The sequence below is a fragment of the Clostridium weizhouense genome (genome assembly GCF_019431045.1).
In the GTDB taxonomy this organism is placed as follows: domain Bacteria; phylum Bacillota; class Clostridia; order Clostridiales; family Clostridiaceae; genus Clostridium; species Clostridium weizhouense.
Genome location: NZ_JAHXPT010000001.1, coordinates 207,499 through 231,346, shown reverse-complemented (window position 1 = coordinate 231,346; position 23,848 = coordinate 207,499). Strand labels below are relative to the sequence as shown.

The 23,848-nt window shown below is 24.2% G+C and carries 18 protein-coding genes and 1 other annotated feature; of the genes, 15 read left to right on the top strand and 3 right to left on the bottom strand.

Annotated elements, in window-relative coordinates; translation table 11 throughout:
* The first annotated feature begins 164 nt into the window (after positions 1 to 164).
* Positions 165 to 2,171, top strand: coding sequence for a methyl-accepting chemotaxis protein (locus KYD98_RS01050; protein WP_219777736.1), 2,007 nt, complete (start codon positions 165 to 167; stop codon positions 2,169 to 2,171).
* A gap of 177 nt (positions 2,172 to 2,348) precedes the next feature.
* Here KYD98_RS01050 and KYD98_RS01045 read toward each other — a convergent pair whose 3' ends face one another.
* Complete coding sequence (locus KYD98_RS01045) at positions 2,349 to 4,358, bottom strand: methyl-accepting chemotaxis protein (RefSeq protein ID WP_219777735.1); 2,010 nt, start codon at positions 4,356 to 4,358, stop codon at positions 2,349 to 2,351.
* A gap of 438 nt (positions 4,359 to 4,796) precedes the next feature.
* On the opposite strand from KYD98_RS01045, the gene KYD98_RS01040 reads away from it, so the two are divergent.
* Positions 4,797 to 6,050 carry a L,D-transpeptidase family protein gene (locus KYD98_RS01040; RefSeq protein WP_219777734.1) on the top strand — a complete coding sequence of 418 codons (1,254 nt, stop codon included), beginning with the start codon at positions 4,797 to 4,799 and terminating at the stop codon, positions 6,048 to 6,050.
* A 160-nt stretch (positions 6,051 to 6,210) separates the two neighbouring features.
* Here the strand turns inward: KYD98_RS01040 and KYD98_RS01035 are convergent, their stop codons facing one another.
* Positions 6,211 to 7,833, bottom strand: a complete 1,623-nt coding sequence (locus tag KYD98_RS01035; protein ID WP_219777733.1) for a sensor histidine kinase — start codon at positions 7,831 to 7,833, stop codon at positions 6,211 to 6,213.
* Between the two features lie 479 nt (positions 7,834 to 8,312).
* Between KYD98_RS01035 and KYD98_RS01030 the strand changes: the two genes are divergently transcribed.
* The 5 genes from KYD98_RS01030 to KYD98_RS01010 all read left to right on the top strand — a co-directional run bounded on the left by KYD98_RS01030 (position 8,313) and on the right by KYD98_RS01010 (position 14,110).
* Positions 8,313 to 8,804: a CarD family transcriptional regulator gene (locus KYD98_RS01030; RefSeq protein ID WP_219777732.1), complete on the top strand. Its 492-nt coding sequence runs from the start codon at positions 8,313 to 8,315 to the stop codon at positions 8,802 to 8,804.
* 155 nt (positions 8,805 to 8,959) lie between these two features.
* Complete coding sequence (locus KYD98_RS01025) at positions 8,960 to 9,112, top strand: zinc-ribbon domain-containing protein (RefSeq protein WP_219777731.1); 153 nt, start codon at positions 8,960 to 8,962, stop codon at positions 9,110 to 9,112.
* A 367-nt stretch (positions 9,113 to 9,479) separates the two neighbouring features.
* A complete protein-coding gene (locus KYD98_RS01020; protein ID WP_219777730.1) occupies positions 9,480 to 11,204 on the top strand; it encodes an FUSC family protein in 1,725 nt (574 codons plus the stop codon).
* Positions 11,205 to 11,458: 254 nt separating this feature from the next.
* Positions 11,459 to 11,724, top strand: a binding site (T-box leader).
* Positions 11,725 to 11,845: 121 nt separating this feature from the next.
* Positions 11,846 to 13,183, top strand: a complete 1,338-nt coding sequence (brnQ, locus tag KYD98_RS01015; protein WP_219777729.1) for a branched-chain amino acid transport system II carrier protein — start codon at positions 11,846 to 11,848, stop codon at positions 13,181 to 13,183.
* Between the two features lie 261 nt (positions 13,184 to 13,444).
* Entirely contained in the window at positions 13,445 to 14,110 is a 666-nt protein-coding gene (locus KYD98_RS01010; protein WP_373368719.1) for a Crp/Fnr family transcriptional regulator, read from the top strand.
* A gap of 255 nt (positions 14,111 to 14,365) precedes the next feature.
* Here KYD98_RS01010 and KYD98_RS01005 read toward each other — a convergent pair whose 3' ends face one another.
* Entirely contained in the window at positions 14,366 to 15,145 is a 780-nt protein-coding gene (locus tag KYD98_RS01005) for a DeoR/GlpR family DNA-binding transcription regulator (protein ID WP_219777727.1), read from the bottom strand.
* A 455-nt stretch (positions 15,146 to 15,600) separates the two neighbouring features.
* On the opposite strand from KYD98_RS01005, the gene deoC reads away from it, so the two are divergent.
* The 8 genes from deoC (at position 15,601) to KYD98_RS18040 (ending at position 23,841) form a co-directional block, all read left to right on the top strand.
* On the top strand, positions 15,601 to 16,266 hold the full coding sequence (gene deoC, locus KYD98_RS01000) for a deoxyribose-phosphate aldolase (protein WP_219777726.1): 666 nt from the start codon (positions 15,601 to 15,603) through the stop codon (positions 16,264 to 16,266).
* Positions 16,267 to 16,533: 267 nt separating this feature from the next.
* Complete coding sequence (locus tag KYD98_RS00995) at positions 16,534 to 17,835, top strand: pyrimidine-nucleoside phosphorylase (RefSeq protein WP_219777725.1); 1,302 nt, start codon at positions 16,534 to 16,536, stop codon at positions 17,833 to 17,835.
* A 374-nt stretch (positions 17,836 to 18,209) separates the two neighbouring features.
* Complete coding sequence (gene hcp / locus KYD98_RS00990; protein ID WP_219777724.1) at positions 18,210 to 19,853, top strand: hydroxylamine reductase; 1,644 nt, start codon at positions 18,210 to 18,212, stop codon at positions 19,851 to 19,853.
* Between the two features lie 263 nt (positions 19,854 to 20,116).
* Positions 20,117 to 20,446, top strand: coding sequence for a hypothetical protein (locus KYD98_RS00985; RefSeq protein ID WP_219777723.1), 330 nt, complete (start codon positions 20,117 to 20,119; stop codon positions 20,444 to 20,446).
* 440 nt (positions 20,447 to 20,886) lie between these two features.
* The gene (locus tag KYD98_RS00980) at positions 20,887 to 21,660 is read left to right on the top strand and encodes a viral A-type inclusion protein (protein WP_219777722.1); all 774 of its coding nucleotides are present in this window, start codon (positions 20,887 to 20,889) and stop codon (positions 21,658 to 21,660) included.
* 211 nt (positions 21,661 to 21,871) lie between these two features.
* The gene (locus KYD98_RS00975) at positions 21,872 to 22,531 is read left to right on the top strand and encodes a YczE/YyaS/YitT family protein (RefSeq protein ID WP_219777721.1); all 660 of its coding nucleotides are present in this window, start codon (positions 21,872 to 21,874) and stop codon (positions 22,529 to 22,531) included.
* Between the two features lie 544 nt (positions 22,532 to 23,075).
* The gene (locus tag KYD98_RS00970) at positions 23,076 to 23,633 is read left to right on the top strand and encodes an accessory gene regulator ArgB-like protein (RefSeq protein ID WP_219777720.1); all 558 of its coding nucleotides are present in this window, start codon (positions 23,076 to 23,078) and stop codon (positions 23,631 to 23,633) included.
* Between the two features lie 82 nt (positions 23,634 to 23,715).
* Positions 23,716 to 23,841: a hypothetical protein gene (locus tag KYD98_RS18040; RefSeq protein ID WP_258049553.1), complete on the top strand. Its 126-nt coding sequence runs from the start codon at positions 23,716 to 23,718 to the stop codon at positions 23,839 to 23,841.
* Positions 23,842 to 23,848 lie beyond the last annotated feature (7 nt).

The following is a 23,848-nucleotide window of genomic DNA, read 5'->3' as shown; positions in this document are numbered from 1 at the left end:
ATTTCAAAGAATAATTTGTTAGAAAAAATTCAATATAATAACAATTTGATATAAATAATATAAAATTGTCATTTAAATAACTGTAAAGTTGTTAAATTAACGATACGACAATTAACTATAAATAAATTAATGTCGCAAAAGAGAATGATTAAGGGAGTGAAAAAATGAGTAATGAGAAAAAAAATTTTTGGGGAATGAGAGCCAAATTAATTTCTAGTTTAATGAGCATATGTTTAATACCTCTTATTATTGTTAGTTTAACAACTTATTTTAAATCAGCAAATATAGTTAGAAATAATTTGGAAAAAACAAGTCAAGAAAGTTTAAATCAAATAAGTATTAGATTAGATAATTATTTTATATCTATTCAAAACCCTATAAATATAATAAGTAAAGATTTTAATTTTAGAAATATAGATAAAGATATTAATTCTGAGGCATTAGTTAAAGAACAATTATATGAATTAAAAAATATAGATAAAGATATACTTGGAACATATTTTGGAACGGAATCTGGCAAATTTATAAATTACCCTGAACAAGCTATGAGTAGTGACTACAATCATAAAGTAAGACCTTGGTATAAATTGGCTTTAGAAAAAAAAGGAACTGTTGTTATAACTGATGTTTATACAGATGCAACTACAGGGAAATTAGTATTAACATTAGCTAAAACTGTAGAAAATGAATCAGGAATAGTAGGAGTAATAGGATTAGATTTATCATTAGATACTTTAACAGAGAGTTTATCTTCAATAACAATTGGAGAAACGGGATATATATATATAGCTACTAAAGAAGGAAATATGATACTTCATAAAAATAAAGATTATATAAATACTGATATAATAACTAAACAAACCTATTGGGATGAAGCAAAAAATAGTGGACAAGGTATAGTTGAATATAATTTTGAAGGACAAGATAAGCTAGCAGTATATAAAGATAATAATGTAACTGGATGGAAGATATTTTCAAGTTTGAATTCAACTGAAATAACAAAAGATACAAATTCTATTATGATGGTAATGGGTTTAATTATGTTAGCAGTAACTATTATATCAATAATAGTAGCAATTATTATTAGTAAGGGAATACTTAAAAATTTAAATACTTTAAAAGAAGCATTTTCAAGAGCTGCAAAAGGTGATCTTAGTGTTAATGTAGAAATTGATTCAAAAGATGAATTTAAAGAAATGGGACAATATTTTAATTATATGATTAATAATATTTCAAATTTAGTTAGTAATGTTAAAAAATCATCTAATATAGCATTACAAACATCAAGTCAATTAGCAGCTATGTCAGAAGAAACTAGTGCATCTTTAGGAGAAGCTTCGAATGCAGTTAATGAAATAGCACAAGGTGGTACAAGACAAGCACAAAATGCATTAAATTGCGTAGAAAATATGGATGATTTATCTAAGAGATTAAATACTGTTTCTAATGTGACGATGGAACTGTCAAATACATCTGATAGTACTAAAGATTTAAGCACTGATGGAATAGAGATGGTGAAGACTCTTATAGAAAAATCTATGAGAACTAAAGAAGCATCTATTGAAGTTGGAAAAATTGTTATAGATGTTAATGAAAATATGGAAAAAATAAACAAGATATCTGAAACAATTGCAAGTATAACAGAACAAACTAATTTATTATCTTTAAATGCTTCTATAGAGGCAGCAAGAGCTGGAGAAGCAGGAAAAGGATTTGCAATTGTTGCTGAAGAAATCAGAAAATTAGCAGATGAATCAAGCAAATCTACAGAAGAAATTAAAAAGATAATAGGAGAAATTAAAGGTAAATCAAATGTTGCTGTTAATGCTATTGAGGAGACACAATATATAGTTGAAGAGCAAGAAACAGCGGTATCTAAAACTGAGGAAATATTTGATAGTATAACAAATCAAGTAATAATATTAATAGACAAAATTCAAGAAATAAAAGAACATACTATAGATATAGGTGGAAGAAAAGATGCAGTATTAACTGAAATTGAAGAAATATCAAGTATATCAGAAGAAACAGCATCTGCTAGTGAAGAAGTTTCAGCAGCAACACAAGAAATAACAGCTTCTATGGTTGAATTTACAAAATCAGCAGATGAACTTCAAAATATAGTTAAAGACTTAGAAACTGAAATAGGAAAATTTAAAATTAAAGAATAATTGTATATTAAATAAGTAGTTAAATTAACAATAAAAGAGTATCGTTTTAAATAAAATGGTACTCTTTTATTTATATAAAATAAAGATAGTGGTTAATTTTGTTTTTTACAAAATTAACCACTATAATATTTAAAAAGTAAAGTTATATATAAATAAGATTTTTATTAAAATATAAGCTTATATTTTAAACCTATTTACATTATGAGTCATTTCATTACTCATATTATTTAATAGTTCTACAGAATTTGATAATTCTTCAGTAGACTTATTCATTTCTTCAGTTGAAGCAGCTATTTCTTCAGCTGAAGCAGACACTTCTTCAGCGATTGAAGATGATGTTTCTATTTTGATTAAAATACTTTCCTTATTTTCATTTAAATCATTAACAGAATTATTAGCTAATTCAATTTTAGGTGCTATATCATCAACTGCAACTGTAATTGTTTCAAAAGATTTCATAGCAGTATATATATTATTTTCTTGAGTTTTAAGTTCATCCTTCATAGTATCAGTAGTATTAATCATAAGGTTTGTATCTATAGATATTTCTGATATTAAGTTAGAAATACTTAAAGAAGAATCTTTACTTTGCTCAGCAAGTTTTCTTATCTCATCTGCTACAACAGAAAAACCTCTACCAGACTCACCAGCTCTTGCGGCTTCAATCGCTGCATTTAATGCAAGAAGATTAGTCTGTTCAGATATACTATTTATTAAATTAGTTATTTCATTTATTTTTGTAACATTAGAACCAACACTTTGTATTTTTATAATTAATTCATTAAATGCATTATTAACATTGTTAACAGATTGAATAACAGTTTCCATATCTGTATTACTAGAATAAGCTTTAGATTTTATATTATTTGTATTAGAGTCTATATCATTTATTATTTTAACCATATCATCTAATTTAGCACTGAAATTTTGTAATATAGCAGTAATATCTACTAAATCTTGAGCTTGGCCTACAGTTCCTTTAGCAACATCATTAGTAGCGGTTGAGATATTATTACTTGAACATGACATTTCATTAGATAATGCTAATAAAGTATTACTTTGAGAGTCTATATCAGAAGAACTTGTTTTTATATTATTAATCATATTAATCATAGAAGTTTTCATAGTTTCTATAGATTGTGCCATTTCTCCAAATTCATCAGTTCTATCTAAAAGTTTTTTTGAAGTATTTAATGTTAAATCACCTTCAGATATAGATTTTAATTGTTCCATTGATAATTTTATAGGTTTTATAATAGAAGAGGATAGAAGTAATACTATAAAACAACCTAATACAACAAATATAACTAATGTTATACCTATAAGTAATCTTAAAAGGTTTATTTCACTTAAAACTTCATCTTTTTCAGTTACAATAGCTATAGACCAACCTGTAGTTTTAATAGGGGCATAACCAACATATTTATTTTTTCCTTTATAAGAATAATCTCCAGCACCTGATTCACCTTGGGTCATTTTTTTTTCTATTTTAACTATAGATTCTAATGAAGGATCAGTTTTTATATTTTCAAAGTCATTATCTTGATTTATTACTAGTTCTTTATTATTATGTGCAATTATAGTACCTTCTTTATTAATCATATAAGCAGTACCTGTTTCTCCGAATTTAATACTATTAGTATATCCACTTAACTCATTACCATCTCTAACAGCAGTTAAAACTCCAATAATAGTATCATTATTCTTTATAGGTACACTATATACAACTACTAAACTATTATCAGCTTTACTTACTATTGGATCAGATACATAGTTTATTCCAGAAATAGATTTTTTAAAGTAATCTCTATCAGATAGATTTAATGGTTGGTTATCAGTATTAAATCCATTTCCATTAGCATCTAAAAGAGTCATTTTTAAATAACCATTTTGTTTTGCTATTTCTGAAAGTAGTTCTAATTTTTCATTTACTGGTATAGTTTCATCTTTAATTTTATCATTGTTAGCTAAAGTTTCTAAAATCTTAGTTTGAGTACTAATTGCATTTTCTACAGAAGAACTTGCTTGCTTAGCAACTTCTGGTAAAGTGATATTAACAGTTGAAATTAAGGCTTGTTTTGATATGTACATAGAAATTAATGATATGCCTGTACACATAATTATTATTAGTGCAATAAAACATAGTAATAATTGATGCTTTAGGCTCTTAAATTTAAATTTTTTCATTAAAGCTTCCTCCTGATTAGTTATTTAATAAAGTATACAATTATCTATCGTAATATTTAATAAAATCTTAATTAAATACTATAATTTTAGAAAAATATTTTAAAAAATATCATTTAAAATATAAAATATAAATTAGCATATACGAAAAAACATAAAATTTAAAATAAAAAGTCGAAAAATGAATTTTATAAAATAACAAATTATAAAATATATCTTTTAATTAAGTTATTATATTTACAATCTTTATATAGCTTTTATAGAAAATTATATATATATTTAAGAAGCTATATAAGATATATTTGTATTACAAATATAAAAATCTCTCCTTTTTATTGGAAAAAAATGGTATAATATAAAGCGTAAAATTAAAATAATATATTGTGCTGTAATTAAGCGGATATATTTTAGTACTAATTTTAATTTTGGGGGGGATATTTAATGAAAAAAATAACAAAAATATTTAATAAAATTTATAAATGGAGTATAGTTTTTATTTTTAGTACATTTTTTATTTTTAATATGTCTATTTTAACTAATACCATTAATGTTTCGGCTAAAACATTAGATAAAGACAATGAAAAAACGTCATCAGAATCATACACATTAACATTGGAAGAAAGGGGAGGCATAATAGAAAAAATTTATGGAATTGACATAGGATTAAAATATAATGAAGATAATTCTAAAGTAATTTCTTATGATGAAAATTTATTGAATCAATGTTTAAATAAACTTTCTTGCTTTGATAATAATAAAGTGATTCAACCTCAAAATGCTAAAATTGAATATAACAATAATTCATATATACTTACAAAAGAAATTTACGGAAATAAAGTTAAAAAAAATATTCTACATGATAAGATAGTAAAAGCAATTTTAAATGGAGAAATATCTATAAATTTAGAATATAGTGATTGTTATGAAAATCCTAAATTTGTTGAGAATTCACCTATAGTCTCTTATGCATATAATACTCTTAATAAATATATATCTTCTAATATAACGTATACTTTTGCAGGTAATACACAAGTTTTAGATGGATCTACAATAAAAGATTGGATTGGAATAGATGAAAATTTTCAAGTTATTTTTGATGAATCAAAGGTAAGAGATTATGTAGATACAATGGCAAATACTTATACTTCATTATTAGGAAATACAATAAAAGTTAGTGGTGGATATGATGGCAATAATCATAGTTGGAAGATTGATAGTGAAGCCGAAACAAAAGAATTACTGGATAATATAAAAAATGGACAAACTATATCAAAACATCCAATATATTATCAAACATCAGCAGCAAGTTATTTTAGTAATGTTGGTGAAACATTTGTAGAAATTGATATGGGAAATCAACATTTATGGTATTACAAAGATGGATATCTTGTTGTAGAAGGTGATGTTGTTACAGGCAACTTAAGTACTGGATGTGCAACACCAGATGGAATTTATAGATTATATTATAAACAAAAAGATACAGTTCTAAGAGGTCCGGGTTATGCTGCTCCTGTTTGTTTTTGGATGCCATTTAATGGCGGAATTGGACTTCATGATGCGAGTTGGAGATCAGAATTTGGAGGAGAAATTTATAAAACAAATGGTTCACATGGATGTATAAATGCACCATACTATCTAGCAAAGGCGGTATATGATAATATTAGTTCAGGAACAAATGTTATTTGTTATAATTAAGAATAGAAAAATAAATAGTATATACAAAATTTATATTAATAATAAGTTAAATGCTTAATGATATAAAGATATAAGAACTGTTTTAAATATAGGTTTTTGAAACAGTTCTTTAATTATGTATTTTAAAAATTAAGTTATAAATATGTTAAGTAGTAATTAATTACATAGAATATATATCTGAAAATTCTACATTAAATCTTTCAATTTTTGCATCTAAGACCTTGGTTTCAAATTCTATATCATTTTGATTTTCAATTTCTTTAATTGGAAGAGTAAATATTATTTCAGCACCCTCTTTAAGATCTGTATTAGCCCAAATAGTACCTCCATGTAATTCAACTAAAGATTTTACAAGTGATAAGCCAATTCCACTACCTTCACATTTCCTATTTAATAAATTTTCTACTTGAGTAAATCTATCAAAAATAGATTTTGCATATTTTTCATCAATTTTAACTCCATTATCTTTAACTGATACAAATATTTTTTCTTGTTTTTTGTCTACATTTAAATTAACATTAATTTCACCATTTTTTTCAGTGTATTTTACTGCATTTGATAATAAATTTAATATTATAGTTTCAATCCTTTCAGGATCACAAGCAAGTGTTAACTCTTCTTCATTTGTATCAAATATTATAGTTCTCCCTTTGTTACCAATGTGATCAGCAACTGATAATACTATTTCTTCAATAAGATTAATTACATTACAGTTTTTTAGCTTTAATTCATAATATCCACCTTCTATTTTTGTTATATCCAATAAGTTGTTTACAAGTTTTAATAACCTATAAGCATTTTGTTTTAAACCTTTTATATATTTTGTTAAGTTTGCTTTTTCTTCAAAGCCAGTACAATTATTTTGTAAATTAACAGAAAGTAATTGAACTGTAGTAAGTATTATATTAATTGGAGTTCTAAATTCATGTGATATATTAGCAAAAAATTCTGTTTTTAAAGTTTCTAAGGCTATAGCATCTTCTAAAATTTTTTTTTCTTCCTCTAATTTCTTTTGTTCAGTTCTATCTTTTCCAGTCAAAATAATAGAATCTGATTTTTCTATGTAATTCCAGCTCCATTCAATAATCTTATATTCTCCATTTTTACAACGAAATCTAGTTGTTAATCCATAGCCTTTGCCATTTATAGAGTATAAATCTATTATTTCAAGTGATTTATCTATATCATCTTTATGAATTAAATCTGTAAGTTTCATTTTAAATAATTCATCTTTATTCCATCCGAGTGTTCTTGTCCATTTACTAGTAACTTTTTTATAAGTTCCATCTGTAGATACTATTGCACATAAATCAGTAGCGGTTTCTAAAAATAATTCTAATTCTTTTTCTGTTTCAAGACCCTTTTCAATTTCAGATTTTAAAATGTTATCTACCTTTTTATATAAGCTTATTTCTCTTGAAAAAGACATAATCCAATCAGAGTTTTTATATTGTGGTTTAAAGGGTAGTTTATGAACTTTAAACCATTTTACATCTTTATTTATATTTAATTTATCTTCTTGTAAAATACGTATTTTATTAGTTAGTACTTTTTTATCATTTTTATTAAAGGTTTGAATTATATTATTTTGATTAAAATCAGTATCTTTTTTTCCTATAATTTCTTCTTTAGAAAGTTTTATTCTTTGAGCAAAAGCTTTATTTATAAATTTATAATTTCCATCTTTATCTTTAAGCCATACTTCGTATGGAATATTATCTAAAATATTTTCTAAATCACATATTGTATAATCTCTTTCTATATGTATCTTTTCATGATCCATAATTTCACCTCAAAATTATTAAAAAATATATTTATATATAATTATATGGTAATTTTTGTAGATTAACAATAATATATTAGAAATTATGTAATATTATGCACAAATTAAGAAAAATTTTAATTTATTCAAGTAAGTTATAATAGAATTTATTAGTTATTTGTATAAAAATACAAATAAAATATAATTTATCAATATTATAAAAGAAATTAAAATAATATTAATAAATATTTTTAATTAAGAATTTAGAAGTAAAATTTATATATAACTAATATAGTGATGATGTTTTATAAAAATAACAGAACAAGTTTATAAGGAAGTTAAATATAGTGGAAGATTATAAATAAATTGTTAAATATATTAATATTTAAATGCTTGACTTTGTTTATTGACACTGATATTTTTTTATGATAAAATAATAATTTTATAAAAATAATTAATTGTGTTATACTATAAGAATAGTATATAAGGAGGTTGATTATTTGTTTAACGTAGGAGATATAGTTGTTTATCCAAATCAAGGCGTTGGAATGATTGATGTAATAGAAGAAAGAACGTTCAAAGGGGAAGCTCAAAGTTATTATAAAATACACTTATTTAATAATACAATGAAATTAATATTACCTTGTAGTAAAGCAGAAATATCTAATATTAGATTAATCAGTGACTCAAAAATTTTAGATAATAATTTAAAAAACATAAATGAATTTCAAACGAACATAGATGAGTTAATTAAGTCTAATTTTAAAGAGAGAGCAGTTGTTAATAATAGTAAAATAAAATCAGGAACTTTGGAAGACTATCTAGAAGTTTTTTGCAATCTTACTCAACTAAAAACACAACATTCATTAAATTCAAGTGAAAAAGATATGTTACGTAAAACAAAAAACATGTTAATTGAAGAAATAAGTCAATCTAAAAATCTTTCTAATAATGAGGCAAGTAATTTATTAGATAAAGCTGTTATATTTTAATATTAAAATAAAAAAAGCTTGCTATTTATTTTATATATGTTAGTATAAGAGTACAGATGAAATATAAAAAGGTTTTTTATAGATATGTAAATTTCTCCTTTTAGAGAATTATATGAATCAATATATTAATCTTTGATTAAAAGGAGGAACTTAATATGACAGATAAAACTTTAGTATGCAGAGATTGTGGTAAAGAATTTGTTTTTACAGTAGGTGAACAAGAATTCTACAAAGAAAAAGGATTCACTAATGAACCTGTAAGATGTATAGATTGTAGAAGAGCTAAAAAAGAACAAAATAGAAGATAATTTTGTTTATTAAAGGGTTAATTCTTAATGAAAAGTAATTTTTATTGAGAATTAACCCTTATTTTTGTTGTTAAAAAATCTTAAGAGCAGATATATAATCTTAAGACTTTTTAGAATAATTTTAAAAATTAGAAACAAATTATATATGAATAAATTTATATAAAAAATTATAAATGTAATAACTTAATTAGAACATATAGTTAGATTTAAAACACTTTAAATTTTATTAAAAATAATTTCTATAATTTTTAAGAGATATATAGGAGAAATAATATATGAATAAGTACATAAAGATTTATATAGCTAAAATATTGATAATTAGGATAATAAAAAATACTAAATTTATTCAGCTAGGAAGTACTATAATATGTTAGATTGTATAGTAAAAAAATATAAAATAAATATTTATTCAATGTTAAAGCATGGATCAGTAGCAGTTATTACTATGCTTGGTGTTAGAATTTTATTTGGAATAAAAAATATAATGTTAGCTTTTCCTATAGCGTTAACATCTACAGTATTAGGAAGACAGAATTTGCAAATAAAAACTTTTAATAAGATACTTAGAATAATTGTTATTGATTTAATCATTGTAATAGCTTCATTTATTTCAACACAAAATTTTTTTATTGGAATTATAATTAATATTACAGTTATATTTTTAATAATGTATATAATATTTTCACCATATGATTTAACTTTTTATAAACCATTTTTAATGTTATACGTATTTACACAATATTCGTATATAACTTTAGAAGAATTGCCATTAAGAATTTTAGCAGTAATTTTTGGGATTCTTGTGATAGTAAGTAGTAATATTATCATTAAGGTAAATGAAGTAAACAAATTAGGAAAAAGTATAACAAATTCAATTTCGTTAATAAATACTCAACTTAATAATATATTAAATCAAAATTTTGAAGAAAGTTTAATAAAAGAATGCTCTAAAATTATGAGAGAATTAGCGTATAGTATATATATAACTAGACATAAAAATTATTTAACCACTCATTTAGGAAAAATACAATTTGAGTTATACATAAATATAGAATATTTTAATTTGTTTTTAAGAACAATAAATGAACTTTATAAGAAAGAAGATATAGAAAAATGTGAAATAAAAGAATTAATAAAAATAATAGAAAATATTATACAGTATTCTAATCTTTATATATCAATAGAATATTTAACAGAAAGTATAAATTATTTTATAAAAAAATATAAAGAAAAATCAGAGTATATGTTTGAAATATGTGAATTACTTAAAGAACTATTAAAAAATTTTGAGGAATTAAACGCTTTAGGAAACAAAGAGATAAATCGAGTTTATGAAGAGTGGGAGATAATAAATATAGATAAAAATAATAAAACATCTAAGGAACATTTAATATATAAAGGAATGAGATTTAATTTTGCAATGAGGATGTCTATAGCTGTAACTATAGGTTTAACATTAGCAAATATCTTGGGATTTTATAAGATTATATGGGCAGTTATAACAATAATGTCAGTAATTCAACCATATTATGAGTATACAATATCTAAGACAAAAGAAAGGATAATAGGAAATATTATAGGTATTTTAATTACAGGAATAATTATTAATTTAGTAAATATAAGATTTATAACTATAATTATTTTAATAATTTCACTTTATTTATTATATGCATTTAAAGAATATTATAAAATTTCATTATTTGCATCTATAGCATCCATATGTATATCATCTTTAAGTGAGAATATAAATATATTATTATTCTATAGAGTTTTTTATGTGATAATAGGAGTAACAATAGTAATTTTAATTAATAGAGTAATATTTCCATATAAATTAAAAGAAGGAATAGAGGAGTTAATATTAAAAATTGATAATTTAAATACTATTTTAATAAATAATAGCATATCTATATTAGACGGAAAAGAAAATCCTAATAAAATAAGAGACATAATAATACATTCAACGCTTTTGAGTGAAAAATTAGCTATTAGGAATTTAAACTTTAATGATGAATATATAGATAGAGTTGTAAATATAAACAATGAATTTATTATTCAAGTTGGATATAGAGTTCTTAGATCTTGTAATTAAAATTTTAATTAATTATTATGTTATGTAAGATAGTATTTATATGAATTTGTGATTTAATAATTTTAAATGTATAATTGGATTAAATATGTAAAGAAATGGTGAAAATCTTTTAATTTAATAAATAAAGAATATGTTTTAAACTTTAAAATATATAAAAATTAAAAAAACATATAATATTTTATGAAAATATTAAAAAAACAAGTATAATATTGACAGTGAGTCAACAAAGGTGTATTCTAATTACAAATTAAAAATAAAATTCTAAGAAGAGAAAAAGTAAGTAATATTTACTGTTCTACAGAAAGTTAGCGTATGATGAAAGCTAATGTTCAGGATATAACTGAAAATCATCTCGGAGAAGTGAGGCTGAACTATGTTTAAAGTAAGTCTCAACGGAATTTCACCGTTAAAAGAAAGGCGTATTATTTAGTACGTTACTGAGAGCTATAAAATGATTTTAATTTTTATATGATTATTTTATAGAATTAGGGTGGTATCGCGATTAAACCTCGTCCCTTTTATTGGGACGGGGTATTTTTATATTTAAGGGGGCATTTACATGAGTATTGAAAGTGACATTAGAAAGAAGTTAATTATTATAAAAAAAGAGGTTATTTATTATAAAAAAGGGGGATTTTAAAATGAAAAATTTATCAAAAAAAGATTTAGGACTTATAAGTTTAATGCTTTTTTCATTATTTTTTGGAGCAGGAAATTTAATATTTCCACCATTTCTTGGACAATCAGCAGGAGGAGCAACTTGGGTAGCTATGCTTGGATTTTTTATAACAGCAGTTGGGTTTCCAGTTTTAGGAGTAATCACGGTAGCTAAATCTGGTGGATTAAAAAATTTAGCAAACAAGGTTAATCCGATTTTTGCAATAGTATTTACTGTATTAATATATTTATCAATAGGACCATGTTTAGGTATTCCAAGAGCTGGAAGCTTACCTTTTGAAATGGCTGTAGCACCATTTTTGCCTGAAGGATTAATTTCAATTACATTAGCAAGATTTATATATACATTAGTGTTCTTTTCAGTAGCTTATTGGTTATGTTTAACTCCATCTAAATTAGTAGATCGTATGGGAAAATTTTTAACACCAACATTATTAACTCTTATATCAATTGTATTTATAGCGGCTGTATTTAAACCACTAGGAGGTTATGGAGCTGCTAGTGGAGAATATTTATCTTCACCATTTGTTAAAGGATTCTTAGAAGGATATTTAACTATGGATACTATTGCGGCATTAAACTTTGGAATAGTAATCGCTTTTGCAATAAAGAGCAAAGGGATAAGTGAGGAAAAAGTAGTTATTTCAACATCTATAAAAGCAGGAGTAATAGCAGGTGGATTGTTAATAGTAATTTATTCTATGTTAGGTCATTTAGGAGCAACATCAGGAGGTAGATTTGGAGGAACTGAAAATGGAGCTCAAACTCTTACAAATGTTATGACGTATTTATTTGGAAAACCAGGAGTAATATTACTTGCACTTATTTTTACAGTAGCTTGTTTAACTACTTGTGTTGGTCTTATAACTTCTTGTAGTGAATATTTCACAACATTAACATCAAAAATAAATTATAAAACTTGGGTTAGAATACTTTCTATTTCAAGTATGGTACTTGCCAATATGGGGTTAACAAAAATTTTATCAGTATCAGTTCCAGTATTAAATGCTATATATCCAATAGCGATAATTCTTATAGTACTTGGAGTAACAGAGAATATTTTTAATGGAAGTAAAATTGTATATTGTTCAGCAATTTTATTTACAGGAGTAGTAAGTGTTGTTGATGCGTTAAGTCAAGCAGGAATTAATTTAGAATTTATAGTTAAAGTATTTTCTAATTTGCCTCTTTATTCTAAGGGTCTTGGTTGGGTTGTTCCAGCAATACTAGGTATTGTTTTAGGGATTATAGTAAAATTTATTAAAGAGTATTTCAGTAATAAAAATTTGATAGTTGAATAAATTAAATTAGTGTAGTAGTGTATAAAGAAGTACTATTTCAAATTATTATAATGTATTTTGAATAGTACTTCTTATTTATACAGCAAATTATAGAATTTTTAGTAACTGAGAGATTGATTTTATCTAGCTTTAGGATTATCTTGTCTATTTTTAATAGAAAATAATTATTAATATAAAACATAGTGAAAACTATAGATTTATTAGTAAATTTTTTCTACATTGGTTAGGAGGCTTCTTATTTTTAATATGGAAAACATAATAATGAAAATTAAAGAAAATGAATTTTTTAAAGGCATTAGCAAAGAGAATATAGAAAATGTAATTTCTAATATACAATATTTCTTAAAGTCATATAATAAGGGAGAAGTTATTGCATCAGAAGATGACAAATGTAATACTTTAGGGATAATTTTAGATGGAATAGTTGAAATTCAAAGAATATATTTAAGTGGAAAGTATATTGTTTTAAAAAGATTAAAGAATAATGATGTCTTTGGAGAAGCTTTAATTTTTTCAAAAAAGGGTAGTTATCCAGCTACTATAATGGCTTTTAGTGATTGTACGGTATTATATATAAAAAAAGAAGATATTATAAAATTATGTTTAAAAGAAGAAAAATTTTTAGAGAACTTTATGTCTTTATTAAGTAATAAAGTATTGATGCTTAATTCAAAAATAAAAAATATATCATTTAAAAGTATTAAACATAAGGTTATAAATTTTATATTAGAAGAATCCAAAAAACAAAAAAGTAAAAACATAGTCTTAAAAGAAAGCAAAGAAGAAATAGCATCTAATATGGGAATACCAAGACCATCTTTATCAAGAGAATTAATGCAACTTAGAGATATGGGATATATAGAATTTGATAGAAATAAAATTGAAATTATAAATATAAATGAATTAGAAGAAGAATTATTTAATTAATGGTATATTTAGTTATTAGATTAAAAATATATTTGCCAGCTGGATTTTTCTCATATATATTCAAAAAGCTAGATAAAATCTAAGGTTAATGAGATATTTTGAATGGACAATGGATGATTGACAATTGACAATGTAGGATGAAATCACTCGGTGATTTCTAAATAATATATATTAAAGAAAGCCTGTAGCTTTCAACCACAATTGTGCATTGTCAACTGTCAATTGAAAAGTGGCGTAGCCACTCTGTTCTTTATATCAAACAATAATTAATTTTATTCCTAGACTTTCAATACGTTCAATCCATTCTTTAGAAATATTAGAATCAGTTATAATAGTATTAAATTCATTTAAATTAGCAAAATACGAAGATTTCACTATACCAAATTTTTCAGAATCAACAAGTAATATTTTTTCTAAAGAAGATCCTATTATAGCTCGTTTTGTTGGTACCTCATAATTATTTGAACAGGTTACACCTAATTGTTCATGTATACCAGCAGCAGAAATAAATACTTTTGTTGCACGTATATTTTTAATTAAAGAAATTCCTTCTGTACTTTCAAACATTTGAGTATTGGAATGGAAATATCCACCCGAAAAAATTAATTTAATATTTTTTTTATTCTTTAATGCTAATAATATATTTATATTATAAAATAAAGCCGTTAGTTTTATATCATCATTAATACTTTGTGCTAATTTTTCAGTAGTAGTTCCAGCATCTATAATAATGATATCACCTTCCTGTATTAGGCTTGCAGCTGCTTTGCCTATTTTAGCTTTTTCCTTTTCTTGTCTTATTAATTCATCATTAATATTATAAGAAGTACTTAATTTTTCAATATTATTTGCTGGATTATATATAGTAGCACCGTATACATTGCTTACAATATTATTTGCTTTTAATACATTTAAATCACGTCTAATCGTCATTTCGGAAACACCTAATATTGTGGCTAATTCTTTGACAGAAGCTCCATTTTTTTCTTTTAATATTTCTATAAGCTTATTTGCTCTTTGAAATTTTTTATTCATTAATTAATCACCATTTCTTCAAATATTTAATGTAAATTATTATTTAAATATAAGTAAATTTGTTTATATTCTAACATTATTTTGTGTATAATACAAAATATTTAGTATATCTTATAATTATTAAGAATAAAAACCTTATAATTATAAGATATACTTTAACAAATGTTTGAACTTTAACAAAAAATGTTGACGTTATAACATTATGATATTAAAATAAAGTTATAGAGAATTATAATATATTACGATTAAATGAAAAAATTATGTTATTTTTTAATTGAATGTTGGTATTTTATTATAAGAGTGAACACCTATGTTAATGAGTTTTATATTACAATTTCAACATTATTTTAAAATATAACTTAAAATTAATAAATCATTATATGACCAGTGACATATAAATAAATTAAGTTTTAAGTTGAAAATAATTTGATATCACTGGAGAAGTGAGGGTATTTATGACAAATTCAGAAATTTTAAAACATGTAGACCATACACTATTAAAGGCAGTTGCAACATGGGAGGATATTCAAAAAATATGTGATGAAGCTATTGAATATAATACAGCATCAATATGTATCCCAGCTTGTTATATTTCTCGTATACATGAAAAATATGGTGATAAGGTTAATATATGTACTGTAGTTGGATTCCCTTTAGGTTATTCTACAACAGAAGCTAAAATAGTTGAAACTAAAAAGGCTCTTGAGGATGGAGCTAGTGAAATTGATATGGTAATTAACATTACAGATGTTAAAAATAAATTATATGATAAAGTTACAGAAGAAATAAGAATGTTAAAGGAAGTTGTTGGAAATAAGATATTAAAGGTTATAATAGAAACTTGCTATTTAACTGAAGAAGAAAAAATAGCTATGTGTAAATCAGTAACAGATGCAGGTGCAGATTATATTAAAACATCTACTGGTTTTGGTACAGGTGGAGCAACACTTGAAGATGTAAGATTATTCAAGAAACATATTGGTCCAAATGTAAAAATTAAAGCAGCAGGTGGAGTAAAAAGTGTTGAGGATCTTGAAATGTTTATAAGTGAAGGCTGTGACAGAATTGGTACAAGTTCAGCCGTTAATATGATAAAAGGAAAAGAAGCATTAGGATATTAAAAACAATAAACTAAATATAGTTTTATTTAGATTTACTATTTTAACTATATAAGTTCTGATAAAGTTTGTTAACTAATATAAATCTTAAAATATGTATAAATGATATTATGTACTACTATAAATAATGAATATATATAGTTTATATGATTATATGGAGATGTTTAGGTATTTTTAGATATCTCCATAAATTATATTATTTTTAGAACATTTAAGAAAACGTTTCCTTTAAATAAGAAAATAGATTTATGGGTTTGGGAGGATTAAAATATGCGTTTTGTAGATATTATTGATAAGAAAAGAGAAAATTTAGAATTAAGTAATGAAGAAATACAATTTTGGATAGATGGTGTTGTAGATGGTTCTATTCCAGATTATCAAACTAGTGCGTTATTAATGGCTATTGTATTAAATGGTATGACTGATAAAGAAACGGCATATTTAGCAAAAGCTATGATGCATAGTGGAGATGTTATAGATTTAAGTAGTATAGAGGGAATAAAATCTGATAAGCACTCAACTGGCGGTGTAGGAGATAAAACATCTATGGCTTTAGGACCAATGGTAGCAGCCTGTGGATTAAAAGTTGCGAAAATGTCAGGAAGAGGGCTTGGACATACTGGTGGTACATTAGATAAATTAGAGTCTATAGAAGGATTTAATTGTTTTTTAAGTGAAGAAAAATTTATTAAACAAGTAAAAGAAATAGGGGTAGCTATTATTGGGCAAACTGGTGATTTGGTACCAGCAGATAAGAAATTATATGCTTTAAGAGATGTTACATCAACAGTAAGGTCTATTCCATTAATTGCTTCATCTATAATGTCTAAGAAACTTGCATCTGGATCTGATACTATACTTTTAGATGTTAAATATGGGGAAGGAGCATTTATGCGTACTGTTCAAGAAGCAACAGAACTTGCAAATGCAATGATTTCGATTGGTAATAGTCTTGGAAGAAATACAATGGCTATGATAACTGATATGAATCAACCTCTTGGTAATACTATAGGTAATTCGTTAGAAGTAATTGAAGCAATAGATACTTTAAAAGGGAAGGGTCCAAAAGATTTTACTGAATTATGCATGCAAGCAGGAGAAATTATGCTAATGCAAGGAAAGATTTGTAGTACAAAAGAAGAAGCACGTAATATATTACAAGATGCAGTTAAATCAGGTAAAGCATTTGAAAAGTTTAAAGAAATGGTTACTTATCAAGGTGGTAATGTAAAAATGATAGAAGATACTACACTACTTCCAAAATCAAAATTTATAACAGAGATTAAATGCAGAAAAGAAGGATATGTAGAAAAGATACATTCTGAGGAGCTTGGAATACTAGCAATGTTACTAGGTGCAGGAAGAGCTAAAAAAGAAGACAATATTAATTATGGAGTAGGACTTAAAATTAATTGTAAAAAAGGTGATAAAGTTACTACTGAAGATACAATTTGTTATGTATATCACGATCAAGAACTACAAGATGAATGGATTGAAAGATTATATGAGGCATTTTTAATTAGTAATACTCATGTAGAAAATGATCCTCTTATTCAAAAAATATTAAAATAATATAGTATTCCAATTTAAGCTATATTTTAAAACAATGTAGATATTGTAGTATAAACAAAATTCTTAATCTTAGATTAAATTTGATTTTAACTTAGTATTAGAAATTATTAGCTATGAATGGGCAGATGTTATCAAGATTATGATTGTTAGCTATCTAATAAAGTTCATGGACAGGGAAATTTATATTTACTTAGAATATAGAGAAATAAAAAAGAATTAATTCGAAAGAGTTAATTCTTTTTTATTTAAAATATTTTAATTTTTGTAACGTATGTTACCGAACTTTATCTTATTTAAATATAAAATAAGCACATAAAGTAGATTCAAGAAATTAATAAATTTTATAAATATATAAGATAAAGGAGATTTAAATTATGGATAATAAAATGTTTTGTTTTCAATGTCAAGAAGCAGCAGGTTGTACAGGCTGTACAATAAAAGGAGTATGTGGTAAAACACCAGAACTTGCAAAGCTTCAAGATTTATTAATATATGTAACAAGAGGTTTATCAGAAGTAGCAACAAAAGCTAGAAAAGAAGGAATAAAGGTTTCAAGAAATATTAATACTATAGTAACTATGAATTTATTTACTACAATAACTAATGCTAATTTTGATAATGAAATTTTTTATGGAAGAATCAAAGAAACATTAAATTTAAAGGAAGAATTATTATCACAATTTAAAAATAAAGAGAATCTAAGTTCAGCAGCGATATGGAATGCTGAGACTAGAAAAGAAATGGAAGATAAGTCAAGTTCAGTTGGTGTATTAGCAACTGAAAATGAAGATATAAGAAGTTTAAGAGAACTTATAACTTATGGATTAAAGGGATTATCAGCATATATGAAACACGCTAATGCACTAGGATATGAAGATGAAGAAATATGTGCATTTATGCAAAAAGCATTATCATTAACTGCTGATAATAGTGTAACTATAGATGAATATATAGCGTTAACATTAGAAACAGGTAAAATTGGTGTTAATGGAATGGCATTACTTGATAAAGCCAATACAGAAAGCTATGGTAATCCAGAAATAACTAAAGTTAATATAGGAGTAGGTAAAAATCCAGGAATATTAGTTTCAGGTCATGATTTAAAAGATTTAGAACAATTATTAATACAAACTGAAGGAACTGGAGTAGATGTATATACTCACTCAGAAATGTTACCAGCTCACTACTATCCAAATTTAAAAAAATATTCGCATTTAGTAGGGAATTACGGGAATGCATGGTGGAAACAAAGAGAAGAATTTGAAAGTTTTAATGGTCCAATACTTATGACTACAAACTGTATAGTTCCACCAACTAATAAGGATAACTATAAAAATAGAATGTATACTACAGGAGCAGCAGGGTTTGAAGGATGTGCTCACGTTGAAGCTGATGAAAACGGAAATAAAGACTTCTCTGTAATTATAGAGCAAGCTAAGAAGTGTTTATCACCTACTCAAATTGAAGAAGGAGAAATAATTGGAGGATTTGCTCACAATCAAGTATTATCATTAGCTGATAAGATTGTAGAAGCAGTAAAAACTGGTGCTATAAAGAAATTCTTTGTTATGGCTGGATGCGATGGAAGACACAAGACTAGATCATATTACACAGATTTTGCAAAAGCATTGCCAAAAGACACTGTTATATTAACAGCAGGATGTGCAAAATATAAGTACAATAAATTAGCTTTAGGTGATATAGGTGGAATTCCTAGAGTTTTAGATGCAGGACAATGTAATGATTCTTATTCATTAGCATTAATTGCATTAAAGCTTAAAGAAGTATTTGAACTTGAAGACATAAATGAATTACCGATTGCATTTAATATTGCATGGTATGAACAAAAAGCTGTAATAGTTCTTTTATCTTTATTACATTTAGGTGTAAAGAATATTCATTTAGGACCAACACTTCCAGCATTCCTTTCACCAAATGTAGTTAATGTTTTAGTAGAAAACTTTGGTATTGGTGGAATAACAAATGTTGAAGACGATATAAAAATGTTTTTAGATTAATAAGTATTTTAACAACATTAATTTTAAATATAGTATTAAATTTATATAAAAATAGAGGATGAGACTTTATAAGTACTTATCCTCTATTTCTATATTAAGTAAAGAAGATAATTAACTTAGGAAGCTGATTTTATATTAAGGTTTATAAAACTAATTAAATTTACAATGCAGATACTTTACTGAGATTTTAAAATATATTTGCAAAAATAAAGTATTATTAGCTAAAATATATAATAACTTAATATGAAACGAGGTATGTATAAATGGAGGATAATTATATAAATGCTTTAGAGGCTGCAAAAGAATATGGCCTATATTTAAAAGTAGTTACTTCAATAAAATCTTTTGAAAGTTATAATAGTTTTTTTAATATTTTTGATGAACAAGATGAAGCATGTAGAAGAATTGTAGTATTGACAAAAGATAAAAATTTAGAAGAAGTTTATGATCAAGAAACAACAAAAGAAGTAGAGTCTAATATTATAGTTGATGGAGTTATATGGCTTAAAAGTGTTTCACTTCTTACTAATCCTAATAAAATTGATTTAAATAATATAATGGTATCAAGAAGTTTAGTTGAAAAAATAATTTAATATAAATTTTGATTAAGTTAATACATATATAATTTTTATAGAAAAGATATCTTTAATTAATAATATATAGTTAGAAGCATATATATCATAAATTTTCTATATAAATCCATTACTATAGTGATTAGTAATATGATTTATAAATATTCTAAAATTTATATTAATTAACAAACTCTATTGAAACTTATATATAAATTTAATAGCTATATAATACATCAGTTTAGAATTATATATAATAAACTTGCCAATTTATATGCAAAATATTTTTGCTGATAAATTGGCTTTTTGTTTTATAAATAGTAAGATTACTAGGAAATAAATAAAAAATATATATAAGATAGACAATATAAATAAATTATATTTTAAATTTATTATCAAATTTAGAAAAATATGGTAAAATAATATTAAGGGTATAATATAGAGTAATTTAAGGGAGTGGGATTATGTTAGGAAAGACTTTTTATAAGAAAAATGATGCTGAATTAGAGACAGCAAAAATGTTTAATGAGATAAGTGAAAAAAAAGAATTTAAAAATAAAGAATCTCAAAATAATTCAAAGAATAATAGTTTATGTATACTTGATAAGGAAACTATTGGATATATAATTAATAAGTTTTCACCAATGTCTGTTGAGATTAGAGAATCATTGAATAATTTATCTAAAACCTTAGAAAGTACTATAGATTATATTGAAGATAAATCAAGCAATATAATAAAAACAGAACGGAATTTTGAATTAAGCGATTATTATAGAAAAATATCTGTGGAAGTTTATGATATGATTAAAAATATTAATGAGTATGTAAAGTGGATGGAAACAGAATATGAACATGAAAATAATGATTTTAAAGAAACTACCCAAAATAGTATTGAGGAAATAAATGAGAATATATCAGAAATTGAAAATAAAAATATAGATAATAATATTAATTTTGAAAATGGTATAGAAATATATAAAGATTTTTCAACTAAAGAACCTAAGGCATTTAAATTAAATAAGGATATAGTTAGAGTTGATGATTGGGACGATTTATTAGTAAAAACTGCTGAGATATTAACGAAAAAATACAAGGAAAGTAAACATAGTAATAAAACTGTTAATAAAGATATTAAAATTTCAGAAAAGAAATCTAATGAAAATACTTTTAGAAACACAGTTATAGAGATGCTAAATGAATATAAAATAAATCTTAACGATTTTCGACTTTATTGTTAATAAAAAGCGAAAAAACGGTTTTATTTTCAAATGATAGCCTGAATGAAAATGATTACTTTTGAATGTTTTTGACAAATTCAGTCTTGTAATGTAAAATACTTTTATGCCTATATAAATGTAGAAGAGAAATATAATACTAAATGTAATATGGTTAAATAAAGGGAATTTTGAATATTAGTTGTAATAAAGATTTTAGAAAAGGATGAAAAGTATGAACAAAAAAAACTTAATAACAAGACTAATTTTATTTTTTTTAGGAATGACAATAATTCAATTTGGAGTAGGTCTATCACTAGTAACTAATATAGGATCCGATTCGTTTACTGTTTTTACTCAAGGATTATCTAAATTATTGCATAATACACCTGGGATGGCTAATATGTTAATATTATTTGTATTAACTGCTATAATTTTATTGGTTGATAGAAAACGTATAAACATTGGAACATTTATTTGTCTTATAGGGGTAGGACCAGTTATAGATTTTTCAATAAAAATATTTTCAATGTTGCCAATTGATTCTTATAATATAATTATAAAAGCTTTATTAATTGTTTTAGTACAATTTATAATAGCAATAGGTTTTTCAATACTTTCAGCAACTAATTTAGGAGTTGCACCTAATGATATAGTACCATTTATTATACAAGATAAAACAAAATTCCAATATCGTTGGATTCGTATGAGTTTAGATGCAACATACTTAATAGTAGGATTTTTACTAGGTGGTAAGGTATGGATTGGAACAATAATATCTATGTTAACAATCGGACCATTTATACAATTATGTCTTCCTTATGGAACAAAATTAGTTGAATTTATTGTTAAAAGTGAAGATGAAGAAACTATTGGACAAGTAGTTGAAAATTAAATAGAGATTTGTTTTTATTAAGGTGTTTATTAATATTGATAATAAACACCTTTTTTTTATCTGGAAAGTAAAAAAAACTGAAGTTGGAAAGGCAGATAAAATTTAAGGAAAAGGAGAAATCTGAAATAGTGAATTGATCTATGAGTTGTCTATTCTCAGCTGTTAATTTTCCAGTGAAATGTTGTGTACTGTTTAAGGTATAGACTATATAGGTTCTAATAAAGTTTATTTTATTGATATAAATCTTAGAATATTTATAACTGAGACCACTAATTAGTTTAGTAATTAGAATATATACTTAAAAAATTTTTATAATTTAAATTTATAATTTTACTAAAAGTTAAGAATTATATCATAAAGAATAAAAAATTATTATATGTTATACAAATAAATTGAGAGTATATCAATTAAAGTATTTTTTTGTTTTAAATGTATAAAAAATATATATTTTCAAGAATATTGTTATATTATATTGAAAAATATGTAAAAAAAGTATACAATACATTATAGAGATAAAAAAATAGAAAAGATGGTAAAAGAAGTAATGATAAGACAACTTATAAAAAACAGTGTAAAAAATGTATCAGATTATAATGGTTATACCAAAGAACAATGTGAGCAGATGCAATATATAGCTACATTATTGTTTTTTGAATTAATAAAATTAATTTCTATAATACTTATATTCTCTGTATTAGGATATTTTAAAGAAAGCATTATTATTATTGTAGTAATGTCTTTTACTAAGCCTTTTATAGGAGGATATCATGAAGAAACTCAAATAAAGTGTTTAATAGCTTCATTGCTAATAACAACTGGAGTTATAGAATTAAGTTTACATTCTAAACTTAGTTTTGTAAGTAATTGTATTCTAATTGCAATTAGTCTATTTTGTATATGGAATACAGCTCCAGTAATAAATTCTAAAATGCCAATTACGCGTCCTTCAATTATTAAAAAAAATAGACTATTAGGAATTACAATTTCTATAATGTTTGGAATAATATCCATAGGGTTATATCACTATAGTGATTTATATGAATTTATAACATGGACAATCCTATTTCAAGCTATGTTAATGTTTAACAAAAAAGGAGTTTAATAGTATTCATTGAACTTAAAAAATTATATTTAACAATATGATTTATACTTAAAAAAATTAAAATTTATAGGGGGAAAAAACAATGATAAGAAAACTTTTAGGAAAATTTTTAATGATGATGACAGAAGGTATGGTTACTGCTAGCCCAGCATCAACACTTTCAGTAGGTGTTGAAGAAATGCCTGAATCAATGAAAAAAGCTAGATAGAATAGAT